General features: G+C 63.9%; 22 protein-coding genes. 9 read left to right on the top strand and 13 right to left on the bottom strand.

The annotated features are described in order from the left end of the window. The first annotated feature begins 28 nt into the window (after positions 1-28). Positions 29-1,069: a gentisate 1,2-dioxygenase gene (gene gtdA / locus ACZYOF_RS04630; RefSeq protein WP_463714961.1), complete on the top strand. Its 1,041-nt coding sequence runs from the start codon at positions 29-31 to the stop codon at positions 1,067-1,069. A 213-nt stretch (positions 1,070-1,282) separates the two neighbouring features. Here the strand turns inward: gtdA and ACZYOF_RS04625 are convergent, their stop codons facing one another. The 4 genes from ACZYOF_RS04625 to ACZYOF_RS04610 all read right to left on the bottom strand — a co-directional run bounded on the left by ACZYOF_RS04625 (position 1,283) and on the right by ACZYOF_RS04610 (position 5,421). Continuing rightward, on the bottom strand, positions 1,283-2,110 hold the full coding sequence (locus ACZYOF_RS04625; protein ID WP_463714971.1) for an ABC transporter permease: 828 nt from the start codon (positions 2,108-2,110) through the stop codon (positions 1,283-1,285). Continuing rightward, a complete protein-coding gene (locus tag ACZYOF_RS04620) occupies positions 2,103-2,876 on the bottom strand; it encodes an ABC transporter ATP-binding protein (protein ID WP_463714960.1) in 774 nt (257 codons plus the stop codon). The genes ACZYOF_RS04625 and ACZYOF_RS04620 overlap by 8 nt, the downstream gene beginning before the upstream one ends. A 137-nt stretch (positions 2,877-3,013) precedes the next feature. Continuing rightward, the gene (locus ACZYOF_RS04615; protein WP_463714959.1) at positions 3,014-4,018 is read right to left on the bottom strand and encodes an ABC transporter substrate-binding protein; all 1,005 of its coding nucleotides are present in this window, start codon (positions 4,016-4,018) and stop codon (positions 3,014-3,016) included. Positions 4,019-4,029: 11 nt separating this feature from the next. Further along, the gene (locus ACZYOF_RS04610) at positions 4,030-5,421 is read right to left on the bottom strand and encodes an FAD-dependent oxidoreductase (RefSeq protein WP_463714958.1); all 1,392 of its coding nucleotides are present in this window, start codon (positions 5,419-5,421) and stop codon (positions 4,030-4,032) included. A gap of 196 nt (positions 5,422-5,617) precedes the next feature. Here ACZYOF_RS04610 and ACZYOF_RS04605 point away from each other — a divergent pair, with 196 nt between their 5' ends. After that, the gene (locus ACZYOF_RS04605) at positions 5,618-5,809 is read left to right on the top strand and encodes a hypothetical protein (protein WP_463714957.1); all 192 of its coding nucleotides are present in this window, start codon (positions 5,618-5,620) and stop codon (positions 5,807-5,809) included. A 13-nt stretch (positions 5,810-5,822) separates the two neighbouring features. Here the strand turns inward: ACZYOF_RS04605 and ACZYOF_RS04600 are convergent, their stop codons facing one another. From ACZYOF_RS04600 to ACZYOF_RS04580, 5 genes are all read right to left on the bottom strand, one after another. Continuing rightward, positions 5,823-6,809, bottom strand: a complete 987-nt coding sequence (locus ACZYOF_RS04600; protein WP_463714956.1) for a Bug family tripartite tricarboxylate transporter substrate binding protein — start codon at positions 6,807-6,809, stop codon at positions 5,823-5,825. Continuing rightward, positions 6,806-7,711, bottom strand: a complete 906-nt coding sequence (locus tag ACZYOF_RS04595) for an amidohydrolase family protein (protein WP_463714955.1) — start codon at positions 7,709-7,711, stop codon at positions 6,806-6,808. The genes ACZYOF_RS04600 and ACZYOF_RS04595 overlap by 4 nt, the downstream gene beginning before the upstream one ends. 13 nt (positions 7,712-7,724) lie before the next feature. Beyond that, positions 7,725-8,825 (bottom strand): amidohydrolase family protein, encoded by a 1,101-nt coding sequence (locus ACZYOF_RS04590; protein WP_463714954.1) that lies wholly within the window; start codon positions 8,823-8,825, stop codon positions 7,725-7,727. Positions 8,826-8,938: 113 nt separating this feature from the next. After that, complete coding sequence (locus ACZYOF_RS04585; protein WP_463714953.1) at positions 8,939-9,613, bottom strand: RraA family protein; 675 nt, start codon at positions 9,611-9,613, stop codon at positions 8,939-8,941. A 28-nt stretch (positions 9,614-9,641) separates the two neighbouring features. After that, positions 9,642-10,496 carry an amidohydrolase family protein gene (locus ACZYOF_RS04580; RefSeq protein WP_463714952.1) on the bottom strand — a complete coding sequence of 285 codons (855 nt, stop codon included), beginning with the start codon at positions 10,494-10,496 and terminating at the stop codon, positions 9,642-9,644. 124 nt (positions 10,497-10,620) lie between these two features. Here ACZYOF_RS04580 and ACZYOF_RS04575 point away from each other — a divergent pair, with 124 nt between their 5' ends. The 5 genes from ACZYOF_RS04575 (at position 10,621) to ACZYOF_RS04555 (ending at position 15,689) form a co-directional block, all read left to right on the top strand. Then, positions 10,621-11,595, top strand: a complete 975-nt coding sequence (locus tag ACZYOF_RS04575) for a LysR substrate-binding domain-containing protein (protein WP_463714951.1) — start codon at positions 10,621-10,623, stop codon at positions 11,593-11,595. A 275-nt stretch (positions 11,596-11,870) separates the two neighbouring features. After that, entirely contained in the window at positions 11,871-12,827 is a 957-nt protein-coding gene (locus tag ACZYOF_RS04570; protein WP_282531772.1) for an ABC transporter substrate-binding protein, read from the top strand. Positions 12,828-12,891: 64 nt separating this feature from the next. Beyond that, a complete protein-coding gene (locus ACZYOF_RS04565) occupies positions 12,892-13,677 on the top strand; it encodes an ABC transporter ATP-binding protein (protein WP_282531788.1) in 786 nt (261 codons plus the stop codon). After that, positions 13,674-14,540, top strand: a complete 867-nt coding sequence (locus ACZYOF_RS04560; protein WP_463714950.1) for an ABC transporter permease — start codon at positions 13,674-13,676, stop codon at positions 14,538-14,540. Before ACZYOF_RS04565 ends, ACZYOF_RS04560 begins: the two co-directional genes overlap by 4 nt. 111 nt (positions 14,541-14,651) lie before the next feature. After that, on the top strand, positions 14,652-15,689 hold the full coding sequence (locus ACZYOF_RS04555) for an alpha/beta hydrolase family protein (protein ID WP_282531773.1): 1,038 nt from the start codon (positions 14,652-14,654) through the stop codon (positions 15,687-15,689). A 65-nt stretch (positions 15,690-15,754) separates the two neighbouring features. Here ACZYOF_RS04555 and ACZYOF_RS04550 read toward each other — a convergent pair whose 3' ends face one another. Both ACZYOF_RS04550 and ybaL read right to left on the bottom strand, forming a co-directional pair. Continuing rightward, complete coding sequence (locus tag ACZYOF_RS04550) at positions 15,755-16,234, bottom strand: hypothetical protein (RefSeq protein ID WP_130582001.1); 480 nt, start codon at positions 16,232-16,234, stop codon at positions 15,755-15,757. A gap of 48 nt (positions 16,235-16,282) precedes the next feature. Further along, positions 16,283-18,049: a YbaL family putative K(+) efflux transporter gene (gene ybaL, locus ACZYOF_RS04545; protein ID WP_130582002.1), complete on the bottom strand. Its 1,767-nt coding sequence runs from the start codon at positions 18,047-18,049 to the stop codon at positions 16,283-16,285. A 219-nt stretch (positions 18,050-18,268) separates the two neighbouring features. Here ybaL and ACZYOF_RS04540 point away from each other — a divergent pair, with 219 nt between their 5' ends. After that, a complete protein-coding gene (locus ACZYOF_RS04540) occupies positions 18,269-18,946 on the top strand; it encodes an alpha/beta hydrolase family protein (RefSeq protein ID WP_463714949.1) in 678 nt (225 codons plus the stop codon). Positions 18,947-18,970: 24 nt separating this feature from the next. On the opposite strand, the gene ACZYOF_RS04535 is transcribed toward ACZYOF_RS04540, so the two are convergent. Both ACZYOF_RS04535 and ACZYOF_RS04530 read right to left on the bottom strand, forming a co-directional pair. Further along, positions 18,971-19,633, bottom strand: a complete 663-nt coding sequence (locus tag ACZYOF_RS04535) for a response regulator (protein WP_463714948.1) — start codon at positions 19,631-19,633, stop codon at positions 18,971-18,973. Beyond that, complete coding sequence (locus ACZYOF_RS04530) at positions 19,630-21,039, bottom strand: sensor histidine kinase (RefSeq protein WP_463714947.1); 1,410 nt, start codon at positions 21,037-21,039, stop codon at positions 19,630-19,632. Before ACZYOF_RS04530 ends, ACZYOF_RS04535 begins: the two co-directional genes overlap by 4 nt. A gap of 215 nt (positions 21,040-21,254) precedes the next feature. Between ACZYOF_RS04530 and ACZYOF_RS04525 the strand changes: the two genes are divergently transcribed. After that, positions 21,255-22,232 carry a DUF3280 domain-containing protein gene (locus ACZYOF_RS04525; RefSeq protein ID WP_130582006.1) on the top strand — a complete coding sequence of 326 codons (978 nt, stop codon included), beginning with the start codon at positions 21,255-21,257 and terminating at the stop codon, positions 22,230-22,232. Positions 22,233-22,267: the final 35 nt, after the last annotated feature.

The raw sequence follows: 22,267 nt of genomic DNA, 5'->3' as shown, positions 1-22,267 counted from the left end.
CAACATAGAAATGGACGGGAGGCCAGCCATGGAAGCGGTGCAGAAGACGCCGGAGCGCGAGGCGTTCTACAAGAAGATCGACGGCGAAAGCCTTTCGGCGCTCTGGAACGTGATGAACGATCTTATCACGCCGGAGCCGAGGAGCGCCTGCCGACCGCACCTCTGGAAGTTCGACCAGATCCGCGACTACATGAACGAGGCGGGCAAGCTGATCACGGCCAAGGAAGCCGAGCGGCGGGTGCTGGTCCTGGAAAACCCCGGCCTGCGCGGACTATCGAAAATCACGACGTCGCTGTTTGCCGGCGTGCAGATGGTGGTACCAGGTGATATCGCCCCGGCGCACCGCCACAGCCAGTCGGCACTGCGCTTCGTGCTCGAGGGCAAGGGCGCCTACACGTCCGTCGACGGCGAGCGCACCGCGATGTCACCCGGCGATTTCGTGATCACGCCGTCGATGACCTGGCACGACCATTCCAACGAGACCAGCGAGCCGATGTTCTGGCTCGATGGCCTCGACATCCCCATGGTGCAGTTCTTCGACGCCTCCTTTGCGGAGGGCGCGAAGGAGGACCAGCAGCAGATCACGAAACCCGCCGGCGACAGTTTTGCGCGCTATGGCCACAACCTCCTGCCGGTCGACCAGAAGCGCGCCTCGAAGACGTCGCCGATCTTCAACTATCCCTACAGCTACACCCGCGAAGCGCTGGAGCAGGCCAAGGCCCGCGACGAATGGGACGCCTGCCACGGCCTGAAGCTGAAATTCTCCAATCCCGAGACCGGCGATTACGCGATGCCGACCATCGGCACCTTCATCCAGCTCGTCCCCAAGGGCTTCAAGACCGCGCGCTATCGCTCAACCGACGCCACCGTATTCGCCGCAATCGAGGGCAAGGGCCGCACCAGAGTCGGCGAGCAGACCTTCGAATGGGGCCCGCGCGACCTGTTCGTGGTGCCGAGCTGGCACTGGGTCACGCATGAGGCGGATGTGGATTCGGTGCTGTTCAGCTTCTCGGACCGTCCGGTGCAGCAGAAGCTCGACCTGTTCCGCGAAGATCGCGGGAATGCGTGAACTGCTCTCTCCTGTCATTGCGAGCGAAGCGAAGCAATCCATCTTCCCGCTTGCGGAGGCATGGATTGCTTCGTCGCTTTGCTCCTCGCAATGACGGCGGAGCGTGTCACCGCCCGAGAATTGTAGGGTGGGCAAAGCGCAGCGTGCCCACCTTCAAGCACTCCGCTCGTGATGGTGGGCACGCTGCGCTTTTGCCCACCCTACAAATCCTGGTCACCGCCAGTGGAGCAGCCGCGCTTCCAGCAAATTGATCAGCTTCCCTACCGCGAGCCCGAACAGCGACAGGATCACGACGCCGGCGAGCAACTGATCTGTCTGCATCAGATTGCCGGCCTGCAGTACGAAAGCGCCGATGCCATACTGCGCGCCGATCATCTCCGCGCTCACCACCAATAGCAAGGCGACCGAGGCGGTGATGCGGAAGCCAGCCAGGATCGAGGGCAGCGCGCCCGGCCAGATCACGCGGCGCACGATGGCATGGAACGGCACGTTGAAGCTCTGCGCCATCCGGATCAGATTGCGCGGCACCGCATCGACGCCGCTATAGACCGAGATGGCGGTGGAGAAGAACACCCCCAGCGCAATGGTCGCGATCTTGGGCTCTTCGCCGATCCCGAGCCAGAGGATCAGCAGCGGCAGCAGCGCGATCTTCGGAATCGGAAACAACGCCGAGATGAAGGTGATGCCGACGCCGCGCGCCAGCGTCGACAGGCCGATCGCGAAGCCGACGATGACGCCGGCCACCGTGCCGAGCAGCCAGCCAACGCCGATCCGCATCACCGACCAGCCGAGATGCTGCCAGAGCGCGCCTGACATCGCGAGCTTGCAGGTCGCGACCGCGATCGCCGACGGCGGGGGCAGGAACAGCGGATTGACCCATCCGGCGCTGCCCGCCAATTGCCACAGCGCGATGACGAGCGCGAGCGCGATCCAGCCGGAGGCGCGGCCCGTGCTCGGCATAAAACCGGCGCCGCGAAATTCGACCGGCCGCGGTTTGGCGTCGATGTCGGACGGTGTCTCCGATGGCGCGCGGTCAAGCATGCTGGACCTCGCGCTCGGCATCGATCGCCTCCTCGCGGATCAGCGACCACAGCTCCTCCTGCAGCGCCAGCAGTTTTTCGCGCACGTTCCTGTCGCCGCGCTCGCTGCGCGTCATCGCTACCTGCACGACTTTGCGGATGCGCCCGGGCCGGCGCGACAGCACCACGATGCGGTCCGCAAGCCGCACCGCTTCTTCCAGATTATGCGTGACATAGACCGCGCCCATCGCGCCGTCGGCAAGCAAGCGGACGAAATCCTCCATCAGCAGTTCGCGCGTCTGCGAATCCAGCGCCGACAGCGGCTCGTCCATCAACAGGATCGCCGGCTTCACGGCCAGCGCCCGCGCGATGCCGACGCGCTGGCGCATCCCTCCGGAGAGCTGTTTTGGGTAGGTGCCACGAAAATCCGAGAGTCCGGTGCGGCGCAGCGCGTCGTCGAGGATAGCGCGGCGCTCTGCCACGCCGAGCGCAGTATGCTGCAGTGGGAACGCGACGTTTTCCTCCACCGTGCACCAGGGCAGCAGCGCAAAATCCTGGAACACGAAGGTCAGCGGATTGAGGCTGTCCTTTGGCGGCGCGCCGCGCAACTTGGCCGCGCCGCCGGTCGGCCGCAACAGGCCGCCGAGGATCGACAGCAGCGTGCTCTTGCCGCAGCCAGAGGGCCCGACGATCGCGACCACCTCGCCCGCGCGAACCGTGAACGAGACGTCGTCGAGCACGTCGAGCGTGTCGAAGCGGTGGCTAATATGGTCGGCGATCAGGTCCATCTGGCTCTTGCTTGGCTCCGCATTTCGTTCTCGCTCGTCATGCCCGGGGCTTGTCCCGGGCATCCACGTCTTTCTTTCCCTGGTTACAAAGTGCGTGGATGGCCGGGACAAGCCCGGCCATGACGGCGACTACGGTATCAATCCGGCTTCACATATTCCTTTGCGATGATGCTATCCGCGTCAAAACCCTTGTCGACGAAGCCCTGCTCCTGCAGCCAGGAAATCTGGTTGGCAACATTCTTGACGTCGAGCTTGCCGTCCGGATCGATATAGGCGCAATTGCCGACCACCTGCTCGACCGGCAGGTTGGTGTATTTGGCGATGATGTCGAGCAGCGGTTTTGTCTTTTCGTTGATCGGCGCCTTACCATCCTTCATCGCGGCGAGAATCACGTCGTGATATTCGCGATCGGCCTTCGCCAAAGCTGCAAGCAATTTCGTCACCAGCGGCTTGTTCGCCAGCGTCTTGGGCGAGGCGAAGACGGCGCCAAGCTGCCACGGCGTCTCGTCGCCGACCCAGCCGAGGAGCTTGGCACCGCCAGTCTCCATCAGCGGGCGTGCAGTCGAGACCGGCAGCAGCGCGGCATCGACGGTCTCGCCCTTCAGCGCGGCGGCCGCGTTCGAGAGCGATTGCAGCGGCACCACCTTCACGTCCGAAAGCTTGAAGCCGTATTTATCGGCGAGCAGGCCGAGCGAATAGTGAAAGCTCGAGCCGACCTGCGTCACCGCTACGCGCTTGCCCGCAAGATCCTTCGGCGTCTTCAGGCCAGCCGCATAGGCATTATTGCTGGCGAAATAGCCGATCAGGGGATAGCCGGCCTTCTCGCGGCTCATGCCGCCGATCACTTTCAGCGTGCCCTTGCCGGCGAGATTGTAGAGCCCGGCCGTGAAGGCGGTGACGCCGAAATCGACGTCGCCCGAGGTGGTGGCGACCGCGATCGGTTGCGCCGCGTCGAAGAATTTCAGTTCGACATCGAGTCCGGCCTCGCGGAAATAACCCTTGTCCTGCGCGATGAACACCGGTGCCGAGGACGATAGCCGAAGCACGCCGATCTTGGCCTTCGAGAGCTCATCGGCCCGCGCGATCCCGCTTGCCGTCAGTGCCAGCAGGCCCGCAAGCGCGAGTCGCACAAAACCCTTCATCCGCTTTCTCCTCACAATCCGGCAGGTACTTGCTGGTCGCACCCGATGAAGGCGCCCTGCTGTTTCAACCCCTGTTGCAGTCTGTCTACCGCGATGTCGCGTGGCTTGGTATTGCCCGACAGCGCGAGCGCGGCGGCCGAGCCTGCCGCCTCTCCCATCGCAAAGCAGGCGCCGGAGACCCGCGCCGCCGACTGTCCCTCGTGGGTCATCGAGGCGCAGCGCCCGGCGACGAGGAGATTGTCAACGCGCTCAGGCACCAGCATGCGATAGGGCAGTTCGTTGAAGCCGCGCGATTCCGGGATCGGCGGGAACTTGAAGATGACGTCACCGGCGACATGAGCCTCGATCGGCCAGCCATTGACGCCGATGGAATCGTCGAATGAGGCGCAGCCCAGCACGTCCTCGCCGCTGAGCTGGTAACCACCGACCACGCGTCTTGTTTCGCGGATGCCGAGCTGCGGCGGCAGGTCAACGATGTAGGAGTTCTCGAAGCCCGGCACCGTGCGCAGGAATTCGAACGCCTGGATCGCCTGGCGCCGGCCCTCGATCTCGCCACGGGTGAGGTCATTGGGCTCCAGGCCATTGACGGCGGTGCCGTCAGCGCGCGCGAGCTGGGTGAAGTTCACCCGCCACTCGATCGGCGAGCGCTGCGGTCGCACGATCGCGGCCTTGCGCGGAAACTTGTGGGTGCCGGCGGCTTCGGCCTTTTCCATCAGCGCCGGTATCGTCCGCCAGGCGTCACCGGCTTTCTCGGGATCGATGTTGTTGAGACGGAACATCATGGAGGGATAGAGCATGCTGCCCTTGACATCGCCAACCTCGTACGGCGCGCCGGCCCAGGCGGCGAGATCGCCATCACCGGAGCAATCGATGAAGATGTTGGCCAATACCGCCTGGCGACCGGCCTTGGTCTCGACCATCAGCGCGCCGATGCGCTGCTCGTCATCCATCACCACGCCGGCGCCAAGCGCATGGAAGAGGATGTCGACCTTGTGGCTCGCCAGGAGATCGTCGGCCGCGATCTTGTAGGCGGCGGTGTCATAGGCCTGCGCCAGGATCTTGCCGAGGATCAGATGCGGCTTGTTCAGCCCGTTCAGCCGGTCGATTCGATCCAGCAGATCGGAGGCGATGCCGTGCACCACCCGATGCGCTTGCCCATGCACATTGGCGTGGAGGCCGCAAAAATTGGTCACGCCCGCGGCCGTGCCCATGCCGCCGAGGAAGCCGTAGCGTTCGATCAGGAGCGTGCGCCGCCCCGCGCGCGACGCGGCAACCGCGGCCGCGATCCCGGCGGGCCCGCCACCGAGCACCGCGACTTCATATTCGCCATAAATCGGCACGCGCCGTGCGGGTTCTTCGATGGTCTTTGGCACGTTTACTTCCCGGAAGTGGCCCGCCCTCATGGCCGGCCAGAGGATTTTGTTATCGCAACAAGGGGCTAGCAAAGAAAGCGGCGGCGGGAAATGGCTCGCGCGCAAAGTTGATGTTGCTCCCGTTTCACGGAACTGAGACAACGGGCCGGTAAGGGACGTGCGACATGAAACTTTTGAGCCTCATAACCCTCGGCCTCATGGCCGGCGTCGTCCCGCGTCAGCGGCGGTGGAGCAATGCCGGTTCATCCAGGCGAAGGCCGAGCGGGAAGCCTGCTACGAGCGGCAGGCCGTGGCGCTCGATGCCAAGCGCAAGCCGGAGCCGGTCTACGACAGCAAGCCGATGGAATCGCTGCAGCAGATGCGGCGGGATGACGAAGAGGTCTACAAGAGCTTGCGCAGCATCTGCCGCGGCTGCTGAGCGGCGCGAAAGATCACTCGGCCTTGATCTTGGCGGTGCGGATGATGTTGCCCCAGCGTTCGGTCTCGGACTTGATGAAGGCGCGGAAATCCTCGGGCGAACCGCCTTTGACCACGGCGCCCATCTCGCGAAGGCTGTCCTTTACCTTCTGATCGCCGAGCGCGAGGTCGATCTCCTTGTTCAGCCGCGACACGATCTCCTTGGGCGTGCCGGCCGGAACCAGGAAGCCCCACCAGACGGTGGCCTCGACGCCGGCGAAACCAGCCTCGGTGACGGTCGGGACATCCGGCAGCAGCACCAGCCGCTCGCGCGAGCTAACCGCAACCGGCCGTAGCTGGTTGGCGCGGATCTGCGGCATGCCCTGCACGGGATCGACGAACATGAAGGAGACGCGGCCGGCGATGATATCGACCATCGCCTGCGCGCCGCCCTTGTACGGCACATGCAGCGCCTGGATGCCGGTCACCTGCTTGAAGATCTCCGCCGCAAGATGGCCCGACGTGCCGGTGCCGGCGGAGGCAAAGGTGAGCTTGTCCGGCGCCGCCTTGGCCATATCGACCAGGTCCTTGACGGTCTTGGCCTCGAATTGCGGCTGCACCACCAGGATCAGGGGCGAGTAGCCGACAAGGGCGACCGGCTCGAGGTCCTTCTCCGCGTTGAAGGGCAGGCTGTCGAACAATGCCTCATTGGTCGCCAGATTGTTGGCGGCGACCAGCACATTGTAGCCGTCGGGATCGGACTTGGCGACGAAGGCGGTCGCGATGTTGCCGCTGGCGCCGGGCCGGTTCTCGATCACGACCGGCTGGCCGAGCTGCGGACCGGCCTGCTGCATCACGGTGCGCGCGACGATATCGACCGCGCCGCCCGCCGAGAACGGCACCGCGACATGGATCGGGCGCTCGGGATAACCGGCGGCACGCGCCATTCTGGGCATGCCGGGCAATAGCGTAACGCCGGCAAGCAGCGACAGGATGGTGCGTCGGTTGATCTGGTCGGTCACAAGCGGGCCTCGTTCGATGTTGCTGGTTTGACGGCACCGCCTGTTTCGGGCCAGCGCAGCAGCGCCGCGGCGGTGCCGCCGAGAACCTGCCGACGATCGTCTTCGGTCAGGAACGGAAGTTCGCGCCGCATGTGATCGAGGCATTCGAGATAGGAGCACGGCAGGCGCGTGAGATCGGATCCCCACATGATGCGATCGGCGCCGAACGCCTCGAAGGTTCGCCGCAGATAAGGCTCCAGGCTGGCGAACGGATAGGCGCTGTCCGTGTAGCAAGGCAGCGAGCTCGCCTTGATCGCGATGTTCGGAAACTGCGCCAGTGCGAGCAATTCGTCGAGATCGGCGAAACAGGGCTGATCGCGCAGCGCGCTCTGCCGCGCCATGTGATCAAGGATGATGGTGAGGCCTGGATAGCGCTCCGCGAGCGCGGCGATCTCCTTGAGCAGGCCGGGCGCGAGCGCCATCAGCGGAATGCCCAGGCGCTGGCAGTCCGACCAGAACCACTCGATGCTGCCGGGCACGAGCCACCGCGCCCATTGCGGCTTGTAGAAGGTCATGCGGATGCCGAGCATCCCCGGCTGGTCGAGCCAGGTCTGCAGGCGCTCGCGCGCGCCGGCGGCATCCGGGTTGAAGCGGCCCATCACCGCGAACCGCTCGGGAAACCGTTGAGCTGCTTCCAGCGCCGTATCGTTGGAATCGCCGACCGGAGACGGCGGCACGATCACCGCGCGGTCGACGCCGGTCCGGTCCATCATCCCGATCAATTCATCCGCGCCGAGCGGCTCGGGGCGGTGCGGCCGCGCGCCGGGGACAGCGACGAAGGACGGCTTGCCGATCTGCTCGGCCGGCCAAGGTCGATCGGGACGATGCGCTTCCCAGAGATGAACCTGCGAGTCCGTGATCAATGCGCGCCCCCGCTCAGTTGAAGAAGTCAGCGGGAATGCGGCTGAACACGCGCCGCGCATTGCCGGCGAAGATCGCGCGCTTGTCGTCCCCGCTCAGCAGCGTCGAGCCATCGATGTAACGTCGCGTGTGGTCGTAGTTGAAACCGGTCTCGGGATCGATGCCCTTCACCGCACCCAGCATCTCCGAGGCAAAGAGGATGTTCTCGGCCGGGATCACCTTCGTCAGCAGGTCGATGCCGGGCTGATGGTAGACGCAGGTGTCGAAGAACACATTCCTGAGCACGCTTTCGGTCAGCGGCGGTCGCTTCTGGTCCTGCGCGATGCCGCGGTAGCGCCCCCAATGATAGGGAATGGCGCCGCCGCCATGCGGGATGATCAGCTTCAGCGTCGGAAAATCCTTGAACAGGTCCGACATCAGGAACTGCATGAAGGCGGTGGTGTCGCCGTTGATGTAGTGGCTGCCGGTGGTGTGGAAGACCGGATTGGCGGCGGCGCTGACATGGATCATCGCGGGCACGTCGAGCTCGACCATCTTCTCATAGAGCGGGTACCACCAGCGGTCGGTCAGCGGCGGATCCTTCCAGTAGCCGCCGCTCGGGTCCGGATTGAGGTTGCAGCCGACGAAGCCGAGTTCCTCGACACATCGCGTCAGCTCAGTGATGCAGTTCTTTGGCGCGACGCCGGGCGACTGCGGCAATTGGCAGACGCCGATGAAATTCTTCGGATAGAGTTTTGTCAGCCGATAGATCAGGTCGTTCGAGACTCGCGACCAGGCCTCGCTGACCGCCGCGTCCCCGATATGATGGCTCATGCCCGAGGCGCGCGGGGAGAACAGCGTCACCGACGTGCCGCGCTCGCGCTGCAGCCGCAGTTGCGCGCCTTCGACCGACTGCCGCAACTCATCGTCGCTGACCTTGAGCTCGTCAATCGAAGGCATCTGCGAGGGATCTCCGATCGCCGCGATCTGACGCTTGCGCCAATCGAGCAGCGCCTGCGGCTCCGTGGTGTAATGGCCGTGGCAGTCGATGATCGGCCCGCTCGGGGCCTGTGCGCGGCGCAGCCCTTCCGTCGCCTCGATATTGGTCGGAGGCGAAAAAGACCTACCCGAAGCCATCATGGCCTGGAAAGATTGCGGGCTGCCGCAACACGAACAGCCGTTGGGGTGGAACGATCCGGAAAAAGCAAACACGGCATGCTCCCTTGCGAACGTCGCGTGCGACGTGGCTATCAAACGTCCATCCTGCAACCGAGCCGGGTCAGCGTGGCGTCGACCCAGGAGCGATCGAGCTTGCCCTCCTTGATCAACGCAAGCTGCTTGATCTCGGCCTGGTGCTTGGCCTCGGTCGCCTTCAGCACCTCTGACGTCACATTGAAGGGCACGCAGACAATGCCGTCGCCGTCGCCAACAATCAGATCACCGGGCGCGATCACCATGCCGTCGATCGCGATCGGCACGTTGATCTCGCCGGGTCCATCCTTGTAGGGGCCGCGATGGGTGACGCCGGCGGCATAGACCGGGAACGTGCCGGCGTGGAGCGTGTCATAGTCGCGGATCGAACCGTAGATGACGATACCAGCGATCCCGCGCTGCTCGGCCTGCGCCGCCATCATCTCGCCGATCAGGGAATTGGTGAGGTCGCCGCCGCCGTCGACCACAATCACATCACCGGGTTCGGCGATGTCGATCGCCTTGTGCACCATCAGATTGTCGCCGGGGCGTGTCTTCACCGTGAAGGCCGGACCGGCGAGCACGCCCTCCTTGTGGACCGGCCGCAGCGCCGCGCCGCCCGCGGTCATCCGCGACATGGAGTCACTGATATTGGCGACCGGCAGCTCGCGGAATTTTGCGACGGTATCCGCATCGACTTTGCGCGCGCGTTTGCAAATCTGGAATCCAATCATCGCCTCGCCTCCCTTGCCACTCCAGTTGTCATTTGAAGAGATCGCGGCCGCCGGCCTGCTTGATGTATTTGATGAAGTTGCCGGCGAAGATCGCCTTGCGATCTGCTTCGTTGAGGAAATCGCATTCCTCGCTGATGAAGGTCACGGACTGCGGATAGGTGCAGGCGCGCAGCACCGGCGGATAGTTCGATCCCCAGATCATCTTGTCCGGACCGATATGCTCGTAGAGTTCGCGGAAGCGCTGCTTCGAAGTCGGATGCGGATATTTCTCGTCGTCCGGCGCGGCCTCTGGAAAATACGACACCTTCATCCAGATGTTCGGCTGCTCGCCGAGCTTGAGGATTTCGGGCCAGTTCCAGTAGCGGTCGGTGTAGGGCGGCATGCGGCGCAGCCCCATATGGTCGAGCATGATCAGGATGCCCGGATAGCGCTTCACCATGTCGTGCAGCTCTTCGGTCTGGTACGGCGCGAACAGTTCGAGCGGGATCTGGAGCTTTTCTATCGCGGCGAGGAAATCATTCAGCAGGCCCTGCCGCAGCCAGCTATTGTAGGGCGGCTGGTGCAGCGTGATGCGCACGCCCAGCATGCGCTCCTGCGCCATGAACTGTTTCAGCCGGCCCTCATTGTCTGGCAGCAGCGGATCGAACCGACCGAACACCCCCACCACCCGATCCCTGTGTTTGGCCGCCGCTTCCAGCGAATAGCGGTTGTCGTAGCCCATCAACGACGCCGTGACCTGGACGATATGGGTGACGCCGGCCTTGTCGGCCTCCTTCAGAAGATCCTCCGCCAGCATCTCCTCGCCCCAATGGATCCCGTTGGGATCGTGCGGCCGCGCGGGGGTGGATCGTTCCCAGTAGTGCAGATGCGTGTCGATGATCATGGGACAAGGGCCTCTAGCAGGGCGTTCCTCGGGTTATCTCTGGTTTCCGCCGGTGTAGGCGCAGCCGGCCCATTCCGTCCAATATGATATTGACAGCCCGGCTATACGTTTTGACTATAAGAAGATGGATTATCGCCAGCTTCGCTATTTCATTGCCGTGGCCGAAGAGCTCAGCTTCAGCCGCGCCGCCCGACGCCTGAACATCAGCCAGCCGCCGCTCAGCATCCAGATCAAGGCGATCGAGGCCGAGGTCGGGACGACCCTGTTCAGCCGCAATCGGCGTAAGGTCGAACTGACGCCTGCTGGCGAGGTGCTGCTGGACAATGCGCGGCGCGCGGTGAAGCAGCTCGAGCAGACCACCGAGGCGGTGCGCCGCGCCGGCCGAGGCGAGGCCGGTACCATCCGGCTCGCCTTCACCAGCTCGGTTCCGATGCGGGAAGCCTTCGCGCAGATGCTGCGCGCCTTCCGCAGCCGCTATCCCGACGTGCAGATCGAATTGCAGCACATGGGCACCGGCTCGCAATTCGCAGCGCTCGCCGACGATCAGATCGATTTCGGCATCCTGCGGCCGCCGGCCGTGCTGCAAAAGAACCGCAATATCAAGCTGATGCCGTTATGGCGCGACCGGTCGCGGCTGTTCTTTCCGTCGACCCATCGCCTCGCCGCCTCCACCGCCCCGGTCGAGATGACCGAGCTGGTCGATCAGCCGTTTGTCGGCGTCGAACCGATCGTCAATTGCGGCATGCATGAACATCTGATGACGCTGTGCGGCGCGGCCGGCTTCACGCCGCGCATCGAGCAGGAAGCGCGTGAGCTCAACACCGTGCTCGGCCTCGTCTCGGCGGGGCTCGGCATCGCCGTGCTGCCGGAATGCTATACCTGCATGGCGATACCCGGCGTCTCCAGCCGCCCGATCGCAGGTATCGATGCCGAGAGCTGGCTCATGATCGCGACGCGCGATCGCAACATGCCACCGCTGATGCAGCGCTTCATCGACGTCGCCTGCAACCTCGGCGGCGTGGACGCACCGCATCTGGTGCCGTCGAAGACGGTCAACGAACGCGCCAAGGCACAGGCGAAGATCGTCCCGTTGCGCTAAGCGTTCGCAGCCGCGAAGCCGACTGATCGCCTCCGTGCATCGTGTGATATCGAAAAGCTAGCATTCCGATATCTTTCGCAAATCCAAGCAAGAAGAATTTCGCGTGGCCGCGCTTCCGACGCGCGCGAACCGTTGACATCTGCCATGCGCCGGGTCTGATGTTGGCGGCGTAACAACAAACACGACAACAGAGATCGAGGGAGGGGCAGTTGATCATCACGCGACGACACGCCCTTATGGGAAGCGCTGCATTGCTCGCAGCTCCGGCGCTCATCGTGAGAACGTCAGCGCCGGCGCGCGCGGAGGAAGGACAGATCAGGATCGTCCGGCAGCCCGGCATGGGTCATCTGCCGCTGACCCTGATGATGGAATTGAACCTGCTGGACAAGCATCTGAAGGCGGCCGGCATCGACAAGCCTAATGTCAGCATGCGCGTCGTCAGCGGCAGCACCGCGACCTCCGACGCGGTGATCTCGGGCAACGCCGACATGACCAGCGGCGCGCTGACCTCGCTGCTCACGCTGTGGGACAAGACGAAGGGCAAGTACCAGGCGCTTTGCGCCATCACCACGCAGCCGATGCAGCTCGACACCATCAATCCCGCGGTGAAGTCGGTCGCCGATTTCACCGACAATGACCGCATCGGCCTGCCCGGGGTGAAGACGTCCTATCACGCGATCGTGCTGCAGATGGAGGCGGCCCGGCTCTGGGGCATCGACCAATATGCGCGGCTCGACCATCTGACCGTGTTCATCTCGCCGCCGGATGGCGTGATCGCGATGCTATCAGGCAAGTCGCAGATTTCAGCGCATTTCACCTCGGCGCCGTTCATGTATCAGGAGCGCGAGGGCGGCAAGGCGCGCAAGATCCTCGATTCCTATGACGTGCTCGGCGGCCCGCATGTGTTCGGCACGATCTGGGGCTCGGCGGCCTATTTCGAGAAGAACCCGGTGACGACGAAGGCGCTGCTCGCAGCGCTGTCTGAAGTCATGGATCTCGTCAAGAACGATCCGCGCGGCATGGCGCAGACCTATATCAAGGCCGACAATCTCAAATTCCCGCCCGAGTTCGTCGAGAGCATGCTGCGCGATCCCCAGAACATCTTCGAGCTGGCGCCGCGCAACAGCATGAAGTTCGCCGAATTCCAGAACAGGATCGGCTTGATCAAGACCAAGCCTGCGAGCTGGAAGGACTATTACGCGCCGGCGATCCATCACCTGCAGGGTTCGTGATCCGTCGTTTGGGAGATTTCCATGATTGAGCGCAGGCATTGCTGCCTCCAGCATCGGCAAGGACATGGCTGAGCCGCTTCTCCATGTCGACCGTGTCACGCTGCGCTACAAGACGCCGCAATCGCTGGTGACCGCCACCCATCGCGTCAAGTTTCGTGTCGAGCGCGGCGACCGCTACGTGCTGCTCGGCCCCTCCGGCTGCGGCAAGTCAACCCTGCTCAAGGCGGTCGGCGGCTATCTGTTTCCGAGCGAAGGCGCCATCCGCATCAACGGCCGCAAGATCGACGGCCCCGGCGCCGACCGCATGATGGTGTTCCAGGAGTTCGACCAGCTCCTGCCATGGAAGACGGTCGCCGAGAACGTCGCGTTTCCGCTCCGCGTCGCGCGCAAGCTCTCCAAGGCCGAGGCCAATGAGCGCGCCCGTGCCTATATCGACAAGGTCAACCTGACCAAATTCGCGGACAGCTACACGCACACGCTTTCGGGCGGCATGAAGCAGCGCGTCGCCATCGCGCGCGGCATGGCGATGGAGCCCGACATCCTCCTGATGGACGAGCCTTTCGCCGCGCTGGATGCGCTGACCCGGCGGCGCATGCAGGACGAGCTCCTGCAATTGTGGGCCGATACGCACTTCACTGTGCTGTTCGTGACCCATTCAATCGCGGAGGCGATCCGGATCGGCAGCCGCATCCTCCTGCTCTCGCCGCATCCGGGTCGCGTCAAGGCCGAGATCGAGGACGTGGCCGCCGTCGGCGGTGACAGCCGGCGCGCCGGCGAACTGGAGAAGCAGATCGACGACCTCCTGTTTTCAGCGGAAGGCGCCGGCGCCGATCACGAGACTGCCTCATGAACGCACCGCGCATCATCCTGAGTTCGCCCGCGGTCATGAACGACGGCATGGACGAGCCCGAGGTCGAACGGCAATTGTCTGCTGCCGAACGGCTCTGGAACAATGCCGCGCTGCGCAAGGGCCTTATCCTGATCGTGCTGGCCCTGATCTGGGAAGCCTATGCGCGCTATCTCGATGACGCGCTGCTGTTCCCGACGCTATCCGACACGCTGAAGGCCCTGTTCGATCACATCATCGATGGCTCGCTGTTCGCGCGCACCTGGACTTCATTGCAGGTGCTGCTGCTGGGCTATGCGATCGGAATTGCGCTGGCAGGAATCTTGACAGCGCTCGCTATCAACACGCGGCTGGGGACGGACCTGTTGGAAACGCTGACCGCGATGTTCAATCCGCTACCGGCGATCGCCTTGTTGCCGCTGGCGCTGATCTGGTTCGGGCTCGGCGCGGCGAGCCTGATATTCGTGCTGGTGCATTCGGTGATGTGGGCGGTCGCGCTCAATACCCATGCGGGATTCCTCGCGGTGTCGCCGACGCTGCGGATGGTCGGGCGCAATTATGGACTGCGCGGCCTGCCTTACGTGTTGAAGATCCTGATCCCTGCCGCCTTTCCATCGATCCTGACCGGACTGAAAGTAGCCTGGGCGTTTGCCTGGCGCACCTTGATCGCCGCCGAGCTTGTGTTCGGCGTCGCGTCAGGAAAGGGCGGGCTCGGCTGGTTCATCTATGAAAGCCGCACCGTGCTCGATATCCCGGCGGTGTTCGCCGGCCTGTTGACGGTAATCCTGATCGGCCTCTTCGTCGAAAATCTGGTCTTCCGCCTGATCGAGCGCCGCACCGTGCGAATGTGGGGAGTGCAATCATAGAGCGTTTTCAAGCGAAGTGGACACCGGTTCGCGTGAAGAAAACGCGTCAAAATAAGAATCTAGTACCGACGTCACGTTTTCAAAAAAACATAACATATCGAGGAAACGCCCATGCTGAAGCGCCTGGTCCTTGCCTTCATTGTTTCGGGAAATTTTCTCGCGGCAAGCCACGCCGCGGAGGCGCCGCCATCCGGGCCCCTCACCGTCGCCAAGCAGGGCAGCTTCTTTGTCGGCGGCCGCGAGGTGAAGAGCGACGCGCTCTCGACCGTTCCGACGTTCGGCGCCACGGGCACGATCACCGTCGACCAGATGTATGTCCGCTACCAGACCCCGCTGCAGCCCAAGGACTATTCCATCACGCTGATCCACGGCTGCTGTCTGACCGGCAAGAGCTGGGAGACGACACCCGACGGCCGGATGGGCTGGGACGAATATCTCCTGCGCCGCGGCTTTTCCGTTTACGTCATCGATCAAGCCTGGCGCGGGCGTTCGGCCGCGAGCCCCGTCGCTGTCAACGTCGTGAAGACCGGGAAGGCCGCACCCGACACGCTGCCGGCCTTCATCTCAGCCGGTCATGAGCCGGCCTGGGCGATCTTCCGCTTCGGCACCGAATATCCAAAGGTGTTTCCCGGACTGCAGTTTCCGCTGGAGGCGCAGGACGAGTTCTGGAAGCAGATGGTGCCGGACTGGCACTATTCGATGACGCCGCCGGTCCCGACCGTGAAGGCGCTGTCCGAACTGTCTGAGCGTCTGGGCAAGACGGTGCTCGTCAGCCATTCCCAATCCGGCATCTTCCCGTTCCAGACGGCCGCAATGAGCCCGAAGGGAATAACTGCCATCATCTCGATCGAGCCGGGAGCATGTCCGGGCGGCGACTTTGATATGACGGCGCTCAAGCAGATCCCGACACTGGTCCTGTTCGGCGACTTCGTCAGCCAGTCGGAGGTGTGGAGCAAGCGGCTGGAAGGTTGCAGAAGCTTCGTCCAGGCCGCGAAGGCCGCCGGCGTCGACGCTGAAGTCGTCGCGCTGCCGGACGTCGGCATTCACGGCAACTCGCACATGCTGATGCAGGACAAGAACAACCTTCAAGTCGCCGACTGGCTGATCGATTGGCTCGCGACGCACGTCGAGAAGCGCGCCGCGAAATGACGCGCGCTTCAGCGGAGGAAAGGTACCGCCTTTTCCCGCACAAGGTGGTGTCAGGCTCGGCGCGGCTATGCCAATTGCTGCGGGCTCAGGCTGCCGAGCCACATGCGGGCCGAGTGGATGTTGTGAAAATCCTTGATCGCAATCTCTTTGGCCAATTTCGAATGGATGCTCCCGATTGAGACCTTGCCGAAGAATGTCAGCGACACGGCGGTAGCGACGGCCTTGAGACCCGCCGCCCGCGCCCGTGGCAGCCAATCTTCTACGATCCACTTCTGATCTTCGGCGTGGACGATCGGCAAGTCCGAATCATCGCCCAGGATCCTGTCGGCGGCATGCTGCGTGAGCATGCCAAGGATGATTTCATGAATGAAGCGAAGCTGAGCGCTGGTCGCGTATTTCCGCCACACGACCGCGATACAGGAAATGCTTTCATCGTAAGAGAGCGAACAGATCGGGTTGTCGTGCGGACTGTTCAACAACTGGATCCCGTCGATGGATTCGCCTTCGATGATCCGCTTCAGCTCCGTCAGAGAACTCGCGCCCATTCTGACCCCTCTTCTACCGCCTGCATCCCCACGCGCAGCGGCGGTATACTAGCGATCTGCCGGCGCATTTGGAACACCGTGCAGAGCGATCACGGTCGGCGCGTCCTGCGGTTCCACCTGCCGCCTTTGCGGCTGACGCTGCAGGTCTTCAATCATCGCCCGTGCGATCTCGCGCTCGCCCATGATGACGGTATCGGCGCCCAGTCGCGTGAGATGATCGACCTCGGCGTCCGAATGCGCGCGGGCGATGATTCGGATCTGCGGATTGGCGGCGCGCGCCTGCTGGACGATCTGTCCGGCTTCGAACGCTTCGGGAATCGCGACCACCAGATATCGGGCCGCGGATGGATTGGCGGCGGCGAGCACGTCGGCGCGGACGGCATTGCCCATGATCGCCTCGATATCCTTCTGCTTGAGCCCAGCGACGATCGCATCGGCATCTTCGATGACGAGGAACGGTTGGCCCGCCTCCTTCATGGCGCTGCCGACGATGTTCCCGACCCGGCCGTAGCCGACCAGGATAGCGTGACCGGTCAGGCTTGTGACCGGGATCGGTTCGCGGGCGGCAGGAGCGGCGGTCTTCGGCGACGCCCGCCTCGGATCGAGGCGCGGTATCAGCCAGTCGACACCTGCGAAGATCAGCGGATTGAGCATGATCGAGAGGATCGCTCCGGCCAGGATCAGGTCGCGACCTTCCTTCGGGAGCAGATTGGTTACAACGCCGATCTCCGCCAGGATGAAGGAGAACTCTCCGATCTGGGCGAGACTGGCGGAGATCGTCAGCGCCGTGGAGACCGGATGCCTGAAGGCCAGCACGATAAAGAAGGCTGCCACGGATTTTCCGATGGTGATGATGAAGATCGTAGCGATCAGCGGCCACGGCTCGCGGATCACACTCATCGGATCGAACAGCATGCCGACGGAAACGAAGAACAGCACCGCAAAAGCGTCCCGCAGCGGCAGCGACTCCTGTGCCGCGCGCTGGCTGAGCGGGGATTCCGTCAGCATCATCCCGGCGAAGAAGGCGCCGAGCGCGAGCGAAACGTCGAACAGCTTGGTCGCGCCGAATGCAACGCCGAGCGCGATCGCCAGCACGGCGAGCCGGAACAGCTCGCGGGAGCCAGTGTGCGCAACGTAATGCAGGATCCAGGGGATGAGCCTGCGTCCCACCACCAGCATCAGGGCGATGAACAGGCCGACCTTGGCGACTGTGAGCAACAATGTGCCCGTGAGTCCAAGACCAAGGCGCGCCGCGAGCGGACCGGCGGTCTGCGCATCGCCGTTTCCACCGAGCACGCTCGCAAGGGCCGGAAGCAGCACGAGCGCGAGCACCATCGCCAGATCTTCCACGATCAGCCAACCGACGGCGATCTTGCCACGATCGGTATCCATCAACCGGCGCTCCTGCATCGCGCGAAGCAGCACGACGGTGCTGGCGACCGACAATGCCAGCCCGAACACGAGGCCCGCTCCGACCGACCATCCCATGGCCTGAGCAAGTCCGAGCCCCATCAGCGTCGCAACCGCGATCTGGACGACGGCACCGGGCAGCGCGATGGCGCGGACAGACAGGAGATCGTTGAGAGAGAAATGCAGGCCCACCCCGAACATCAGCAGGATGATGCCTAGCTCCGCCAGCTCCGTTGCCAGCGCCTGGTCCGCGACGAAGCCGGGCGTAAAGGGGCCGGCCGCAACTCCCGCGAGCAAATAGCCGACCAACGGTGGAAGCCGGAACCGCTGGGCGAGGGCACCGAACACAAAAGCCAGTCCAAGCCCTGCGACAATGGTCGCGATAAGTGGCGTATCATGCAGCATTTTCAGCTTTTGGCACAATCTGTCGCCGATGTCCCGCGGACCTTTTGTGGCGGCATGTCGCACTTGCTGCTTGCGTTGATTGGCGCAGTCGCTACCTGATGAGATGAGCTGCAGCCTCGTAGCCCGGGTGGAGCGCAGCGCAACCCGGGACCTCTGCATCAACGTTTACGAGCTGTCCCGGGTTACGCTGACGCTCCACCCGGGCTACACATCACGACGATGAAAACTGACACGCAGTCCCTCAAGATCGAGATCGGCCATGCTGGCGCGGTCTCGGCGCTGGTGCTTCGTCCGCCGCAGGCTCACGCGATCTATGTGTTTGCGCACGGCGCAGGCGCCGGCATGACGCATGGCTCGATGGAGGTGATTGCCACGGGCCTCGCCGCGCGCGGCATCGCGACGTTGCGTTACCAGTTCCCCTATATGGAGAAGGGCAGCAAGCGGCCAGATCCACCCGCGATTGCGCATGCCACCGTACGCGCTGCGGTGGCAGAGGCCGCAGAGCGGTGCGCCGGCCTGCCGCTCTTTGCCGGCGGAAAATCCTTCGGCGGGCGGATGACCTCGCAGGCGCAGGCGGTCAAGCCGCTTGCCGGCGTACGAGGCCTGGTGTTTCTCGCCTTCCCGCTGCATACAGCCGGAAAGCCATCCACCGAGCGGGCAAAGCATCTCGCTGACATCAAAATCCCCATGCTGTTCCTGCAGGGCACGCGCGATGCGTTGGCGGACTTGAAGCTGCTCGAGCCGGTGGTCAAGGAGCTCGGATCATTGGCGACGCTGCATCTCGTGAAAGAAGCCGATCATTCCTTCCATGTGCTAGTCCGTTCGGGCCGCAACGACCGCGAAGTGATGGACGAGGTGCTCGATGCATTCGCGGTGTGGGTGGACTCGATCGTTTGAAGGCGCTCGAGTGAGCGGCTGCCTTCACGCCTCTCCCAGATCGATCTGCGTCAATATCCCCTGCCGCAGCGCCAGCCGGACCAGCTCGATATCCGAGCCGACGCCGAGCTTGTCCTTGATCAGGGAGTGCAGGTTCGCCACCGTCTTGGGACTGATGTGAAGCGCCTCGGCGATCTCCTCGGTCGTCCTCTCGGCAAGTAGCATGCGCAGCACTTCGAACTCGCGCGCGGAGAGGACATCCGCGACGGCGGCCTCGCCGGCAAGCCGGCTGAGCGCGAGTTCATGGTCGATATCGGGACTGATGGCGATCTTTCCGGCCAGAACATCCATCACGGCGTGCACGAGCGTCTCGGGCGGGCTTGTCTTGGTGACATAGCCGCGGGCGCCGGCACGGATTGCCTGCACCGCAAAGGCCGCGTTCTGGTGCATCGTGAACACGAGGATCCTGGCGCGCTTGTCCCATTGCCTGATGCGCCTGATCGCCTCGATGCCGCCGATGCCGGGCATGCTCAGATCCATGATGACCAGGTCGGGCTCGGTGGCCTTGAACAGCCGATAGGCCTCGGCGCCATCGGAGGCTTCAGCAACGACGCGCAATCCCGGCTGCTTCTGCAGCATCGAGCGATAGCCCTCGCGAACGACGGCGTGATCGTCGACCAGCATGATGGCTCGGCCGCTGCCATTCATGGCGCGCACTCCAGGGCGACGCCGTGCTGGCGAGACGGCGCGACGGGAATAACGACGCGCAAGGCAAAGCCACCGTTTTGCGCGGCCTCGAAGCTCAGCCGCCCTCCCAATGCCGCGACGCGTTCACGCATTCCGAGCAAACCCATTCCGGATTTCACGGCTGGATCGCTGAGCCGGCCGTCATCCTCGATGTCGAGCTCGATTGCGGCGTCGTCCGAGGGAGCCTCGGCTTCACGCATCCCCAGTCGCAGCACGACCCGCGTTGCGCCTGCATGCTTGGCCGCGTTGGTGAGCGCCTCCTGCACGATGCGGTAGAGATTGGCGCTGACCGCCGCGGGCAAATTCTCGAACGTGCCGGAAAAGGCGATCTCGAAGCGGGGCCGTCCCCGGCTGCGCCCGTTCCAGCCGGCGACCAGACCTTCCAGGCTTGCGGCCAGGCCAAGTTCCTCGACGTCGGGCGGACGCAATCTGAACAGCGCGCCGCGCAGCGTCTCCATCATGTCGGTCGCAATCCGCGCAATGCCGTCGCATTCGGCGATCATGGCAGGACAATCCTGTCCCGCTGTATGACGAGCCGATGCCGCCAGCGCGCGGATCGCGGTGAGCGACTGCCCGAATTCATCGTGCAGCTCCCGCGCCAGATGCCGGCGCTCCTCGTCCTGCAGCGCGATCAGCCTGCGGGTCAATTCACTGCGCTCGGCCAGCGCCGTGCCGAGGCTTTCCGCGAGGTGATTGAACACGTGGCGGATGGTCGAAAGCTCGGCAAGATCGAAGGGCGGCAGGCGCGCCGTGAGGTCGCCTGCGGCGATCCGCTCAAGACCGCTCAGGATCAACCGCGTTGGCCGAAGTGCGCGTGCAAGGGCCGCATAGACCAGAGCGCACAATAACGGCAGCGCGATCGCAAGCACGGTCATCAGACGGCCCGCTTCGTGCCAGGCCTCGGCCGTGAGCACGGCTGGATCAACCCAGACGACGGCTTCGCCGACGATGGCGCCGCGAGAAATCACAGGTCGCGTGGCCTCGCGACCGGGATCAAACAGGCCGCGATAGAACGTTGCGAAAATTTGTGGCGGCGCGCTGTTCTCGTTCGGCGCACCACCGCAGAATCGCTGCCGGATATCGCCATCGCTTGCGCGAAACGCGAGACAGAGACCGGGCGTTATGACCGCAGTCGCGACATTGTCGAGGTCGGGAAATCCTGACCGCGGATTATTCACCCACTGGAGCTTGTTTTGTTGCAGCTCCAGCGTCTTTGCCGCGACTTCGGCGATCGCATTGATCCTGGCGCGCACGGACCTATCGGCATCGATGAGGAAATAGGCCGAGATGGCGGCAAAGCAGAGGGCCGATACGGCCGCAACGCGCAGCGTCAACCGTACCTTCAAATCGCTCCTGTGGTTCCACATCTTGCGGATACCCCTCGCGCGGATGATTTTGGACTCCCGCTCTGCGAGCGGGAGCCATACATTTAACGGCAGAATGCAAGCGGCGCAAAGCGTTGCCCGCAACCCGAAAATGACGTCGTGAAATTTTCCCGGCTCTCGTCGGGAGGCGCTCAGCTTCGGCGGCAGACCTGGTCGGCATAGCCTTCAGGCCCACATGATCGCTGAAAGGTCCGCCGATGCGCCGATACTCTCTTGATTTGCTGACCGTCACTGTGCTTGGGCTCTTGCTGGGTTTCGGTTCCGCCAGTGCCGATAGCGGCGCGCCCGCAGCGCGGACCCTGGGCGTCACGATTGAAGACTTCGGCTATCTCGACACCTCGGGCGAGCCCATCGATCAGACAGCCGCCCATCTAGGGCGCCTGCAAACGTTCATGGCCGCGCTGAGACGCGACGTCGAGGTGGACGGGCACTACCGCCTCGTCCCGCCCTCGACGGACGATCGGGCAACGTCCGCCGAGCGCATGCAGGCCGCCGCGCAACGCGGCGCCAATGTCCTGATCACCGGCGCCGTTCAGAAGATGAGCACTCTGGTCCAGTTTGCAAGCGCGGCGGTCATCGACGTCGATACCAACAGGATCCTGTTCGAAAGGCGCTACACGTTTCGGGGCGACAATGACGAGGCGTGGAATCGCGCCGAGACCTTCCTGTCCCGCGACATCCGCGCGGCGCTGGCGGCGCAGCTAGCCGCATCTCCGGCGGTTGCGTCGACGCCGATCGCGCTTGCGGTGTTCGACTTCGAACTGGAAGATACCACCGCCGCCGCTCAGGCAAGCGGCGTCGCGGCTTCGGATGCCGCACAATTGGCCGATGTCACCTACGGCGTGCGCGAGCTGTTCGCGCAATCGGGCCGCTACCGCATGATCGAGACCAGCGGCACGAACGCGGAAGCCGTCAAGGCACACACGCTGCGCGACTGCGGCGGCTGCGAGGCCGGCATCGCCGCAAAGCTCGGCGCGGACCAATCGCTGATCGGCGTGGTGCGGCGGGTCAGCCGCACCGAATACACGATCGGATTTCAGGTCCGCGACTCCCGGACCGGCGCCGTCGTTTCTCAGGCCGACAGCGGGCTTCGCATGGGCGCCGACTACTCCTGGCGGCGGGGTGCCGTGCGCCTCGTCAAGGATCATCTGCTCGAGAACCAGGCTCAGCAGTAAGCCGCTGCACGGTACCCACCTTTGATGACGGCACC

This window comes from Bradyrhizobium sp. LeoA1Lang (assembly GCF_055413685.1).
This window is presented reverse-complemented; position numbering and strand designations above follow the sequence as displayed.

Excerpts from the sequence above, each read along its gene's own strand:
- gtdA (WP_463714961.1), top strand. The coding sequence starts at position 29 with ATGGAAGCGGTGCAGAAGACGCCGGAGCGCGAGGCGTTCTACAAGAAG.
- ACZYOF_RS04625 (WP_463714971.1), bottom strand. The coding sequence starts at position 2,110 with ATGCTTGACCGCGCGCCATCGGAGACACCGTCCGACATCGACGCCAAA.
- ACZYOF_RS04620 (WP_463714960.1), bottom strand. The coding sequence starts at position 2,876 with ATGGACCTGATCGCCGACCATATTAGCCACCGCTTCGACACGCTCGAC.
- ACZYOF_RS04615 (WP_463714959.1), bottom strand. The coding sequence starts at position 4,018 with ATGAAGGGTTTTGTGCGACTCGCGCTTGCGGGCCTGCTGGCACTGACG.
- ACZYOF_RS04610 (WP_463714958.1), bottom strand. The coding sequence starts at position 5,421 with ATGAGGGCGGGCCACTTCCGGGAAGTAAACGTGCCAAAGACCATCGAA.
- ACZYOF_RS04590 (WP_463714954.1), bottom strand. The coding sequence starts at position 8,825 with ATGGCTTCGGGTAGGTCTTTTTCGCCTCCGACCAATATCGAGGCGACG.
- ACZYOF_RS04585 (WP_463714953.1), bottom strand. The coding sequence starts at position 9,613 with ATGATTGGATTCCAGATTTGCAAACGCGCGCGCAAAGTCGATGCGGAT.
- ACZYOF_RS04580 (WP_463714952.1), bottom strand. The coding sequence starts at position 10,496 with ATGATCATCGACACGCATCTGCACTACTGGGAACGATCCACCCCCGCG.
- ACZYOF_RS04575 (WP_463714951.1), top strand. The coding sequence starts at position 10,621 with ATGGATTATCGCCAGCTTCGCTATTTCATTGCCGTGGCCGAAGAGCTC.
- ACZYOF_RS04565 (WP_282531788.1), top strand. The coding sequence starts at position 12,892 with ATGGCTGAGCCGCTTCTCCATGTCGACCGTGTCACGCTGCGCTACAAG.
- ACZYOF_RS04560 (WP_463714950.1), top strand. The coding sequence starts at position 13,674 with ATGAACGCACCGCGCATCATCCTGAGTTCGCCCGCGGTCATGAACGAC.
- ACZYOF_RS04555 (WP_282531773.1), top strand. The coding sequence starts at position 14,652 with ATGCTGAAGCGCCTGGTCCTTGCCTTCATTGTTTCGGGAAATTTTCTC.
- ACZYOF_RS04550 (WP_130582001.1), bottom strand. The coding sequence starts at position 16,234 with ATGGGCGCGAGTTCTCTGACGGAGCTGAAGCGGATCATCGAAGGCGAA.
- ybaL (WP_130582002.1), bottom strand. The coding sequence starts at position 18,049 with ATGCTGCATGATACGCCACTTATCGCGACCATTGTCGCAGGGCTTGGA.
- ACZYOF_RS04540 (WP_463714949.1), top strand. The coding sequence starts at position 18,269 with ATGAAAACTGACACGCAGTCCCTCAAGATCGAGATCGGCCATGCTGGC.
- ACZYOF_RS04535 (WP_463714948.1), bottom strand. The coding sequence starts at position 19,633 with ATGAATGGCAGCGGCCGAGCCATCATGCTGGTCGACGATCACGCCGTC.
- ACZYOF_RS04530 (WP_463714947.1), bottom strand. The coding sequence starts at position 21,039 with ATGTGGAACCACAGGAGCGATTTGAAGGTACGGTTGACGCTGCGCGTT.
- ACZYOF_RS04525 (WP_130582006.1), top strand. The coding sequence starts at position 21,255 with ATGCGCCGATACTCTCTTGATTTGCTGACCGTCACTGTGCTTGGGCTC.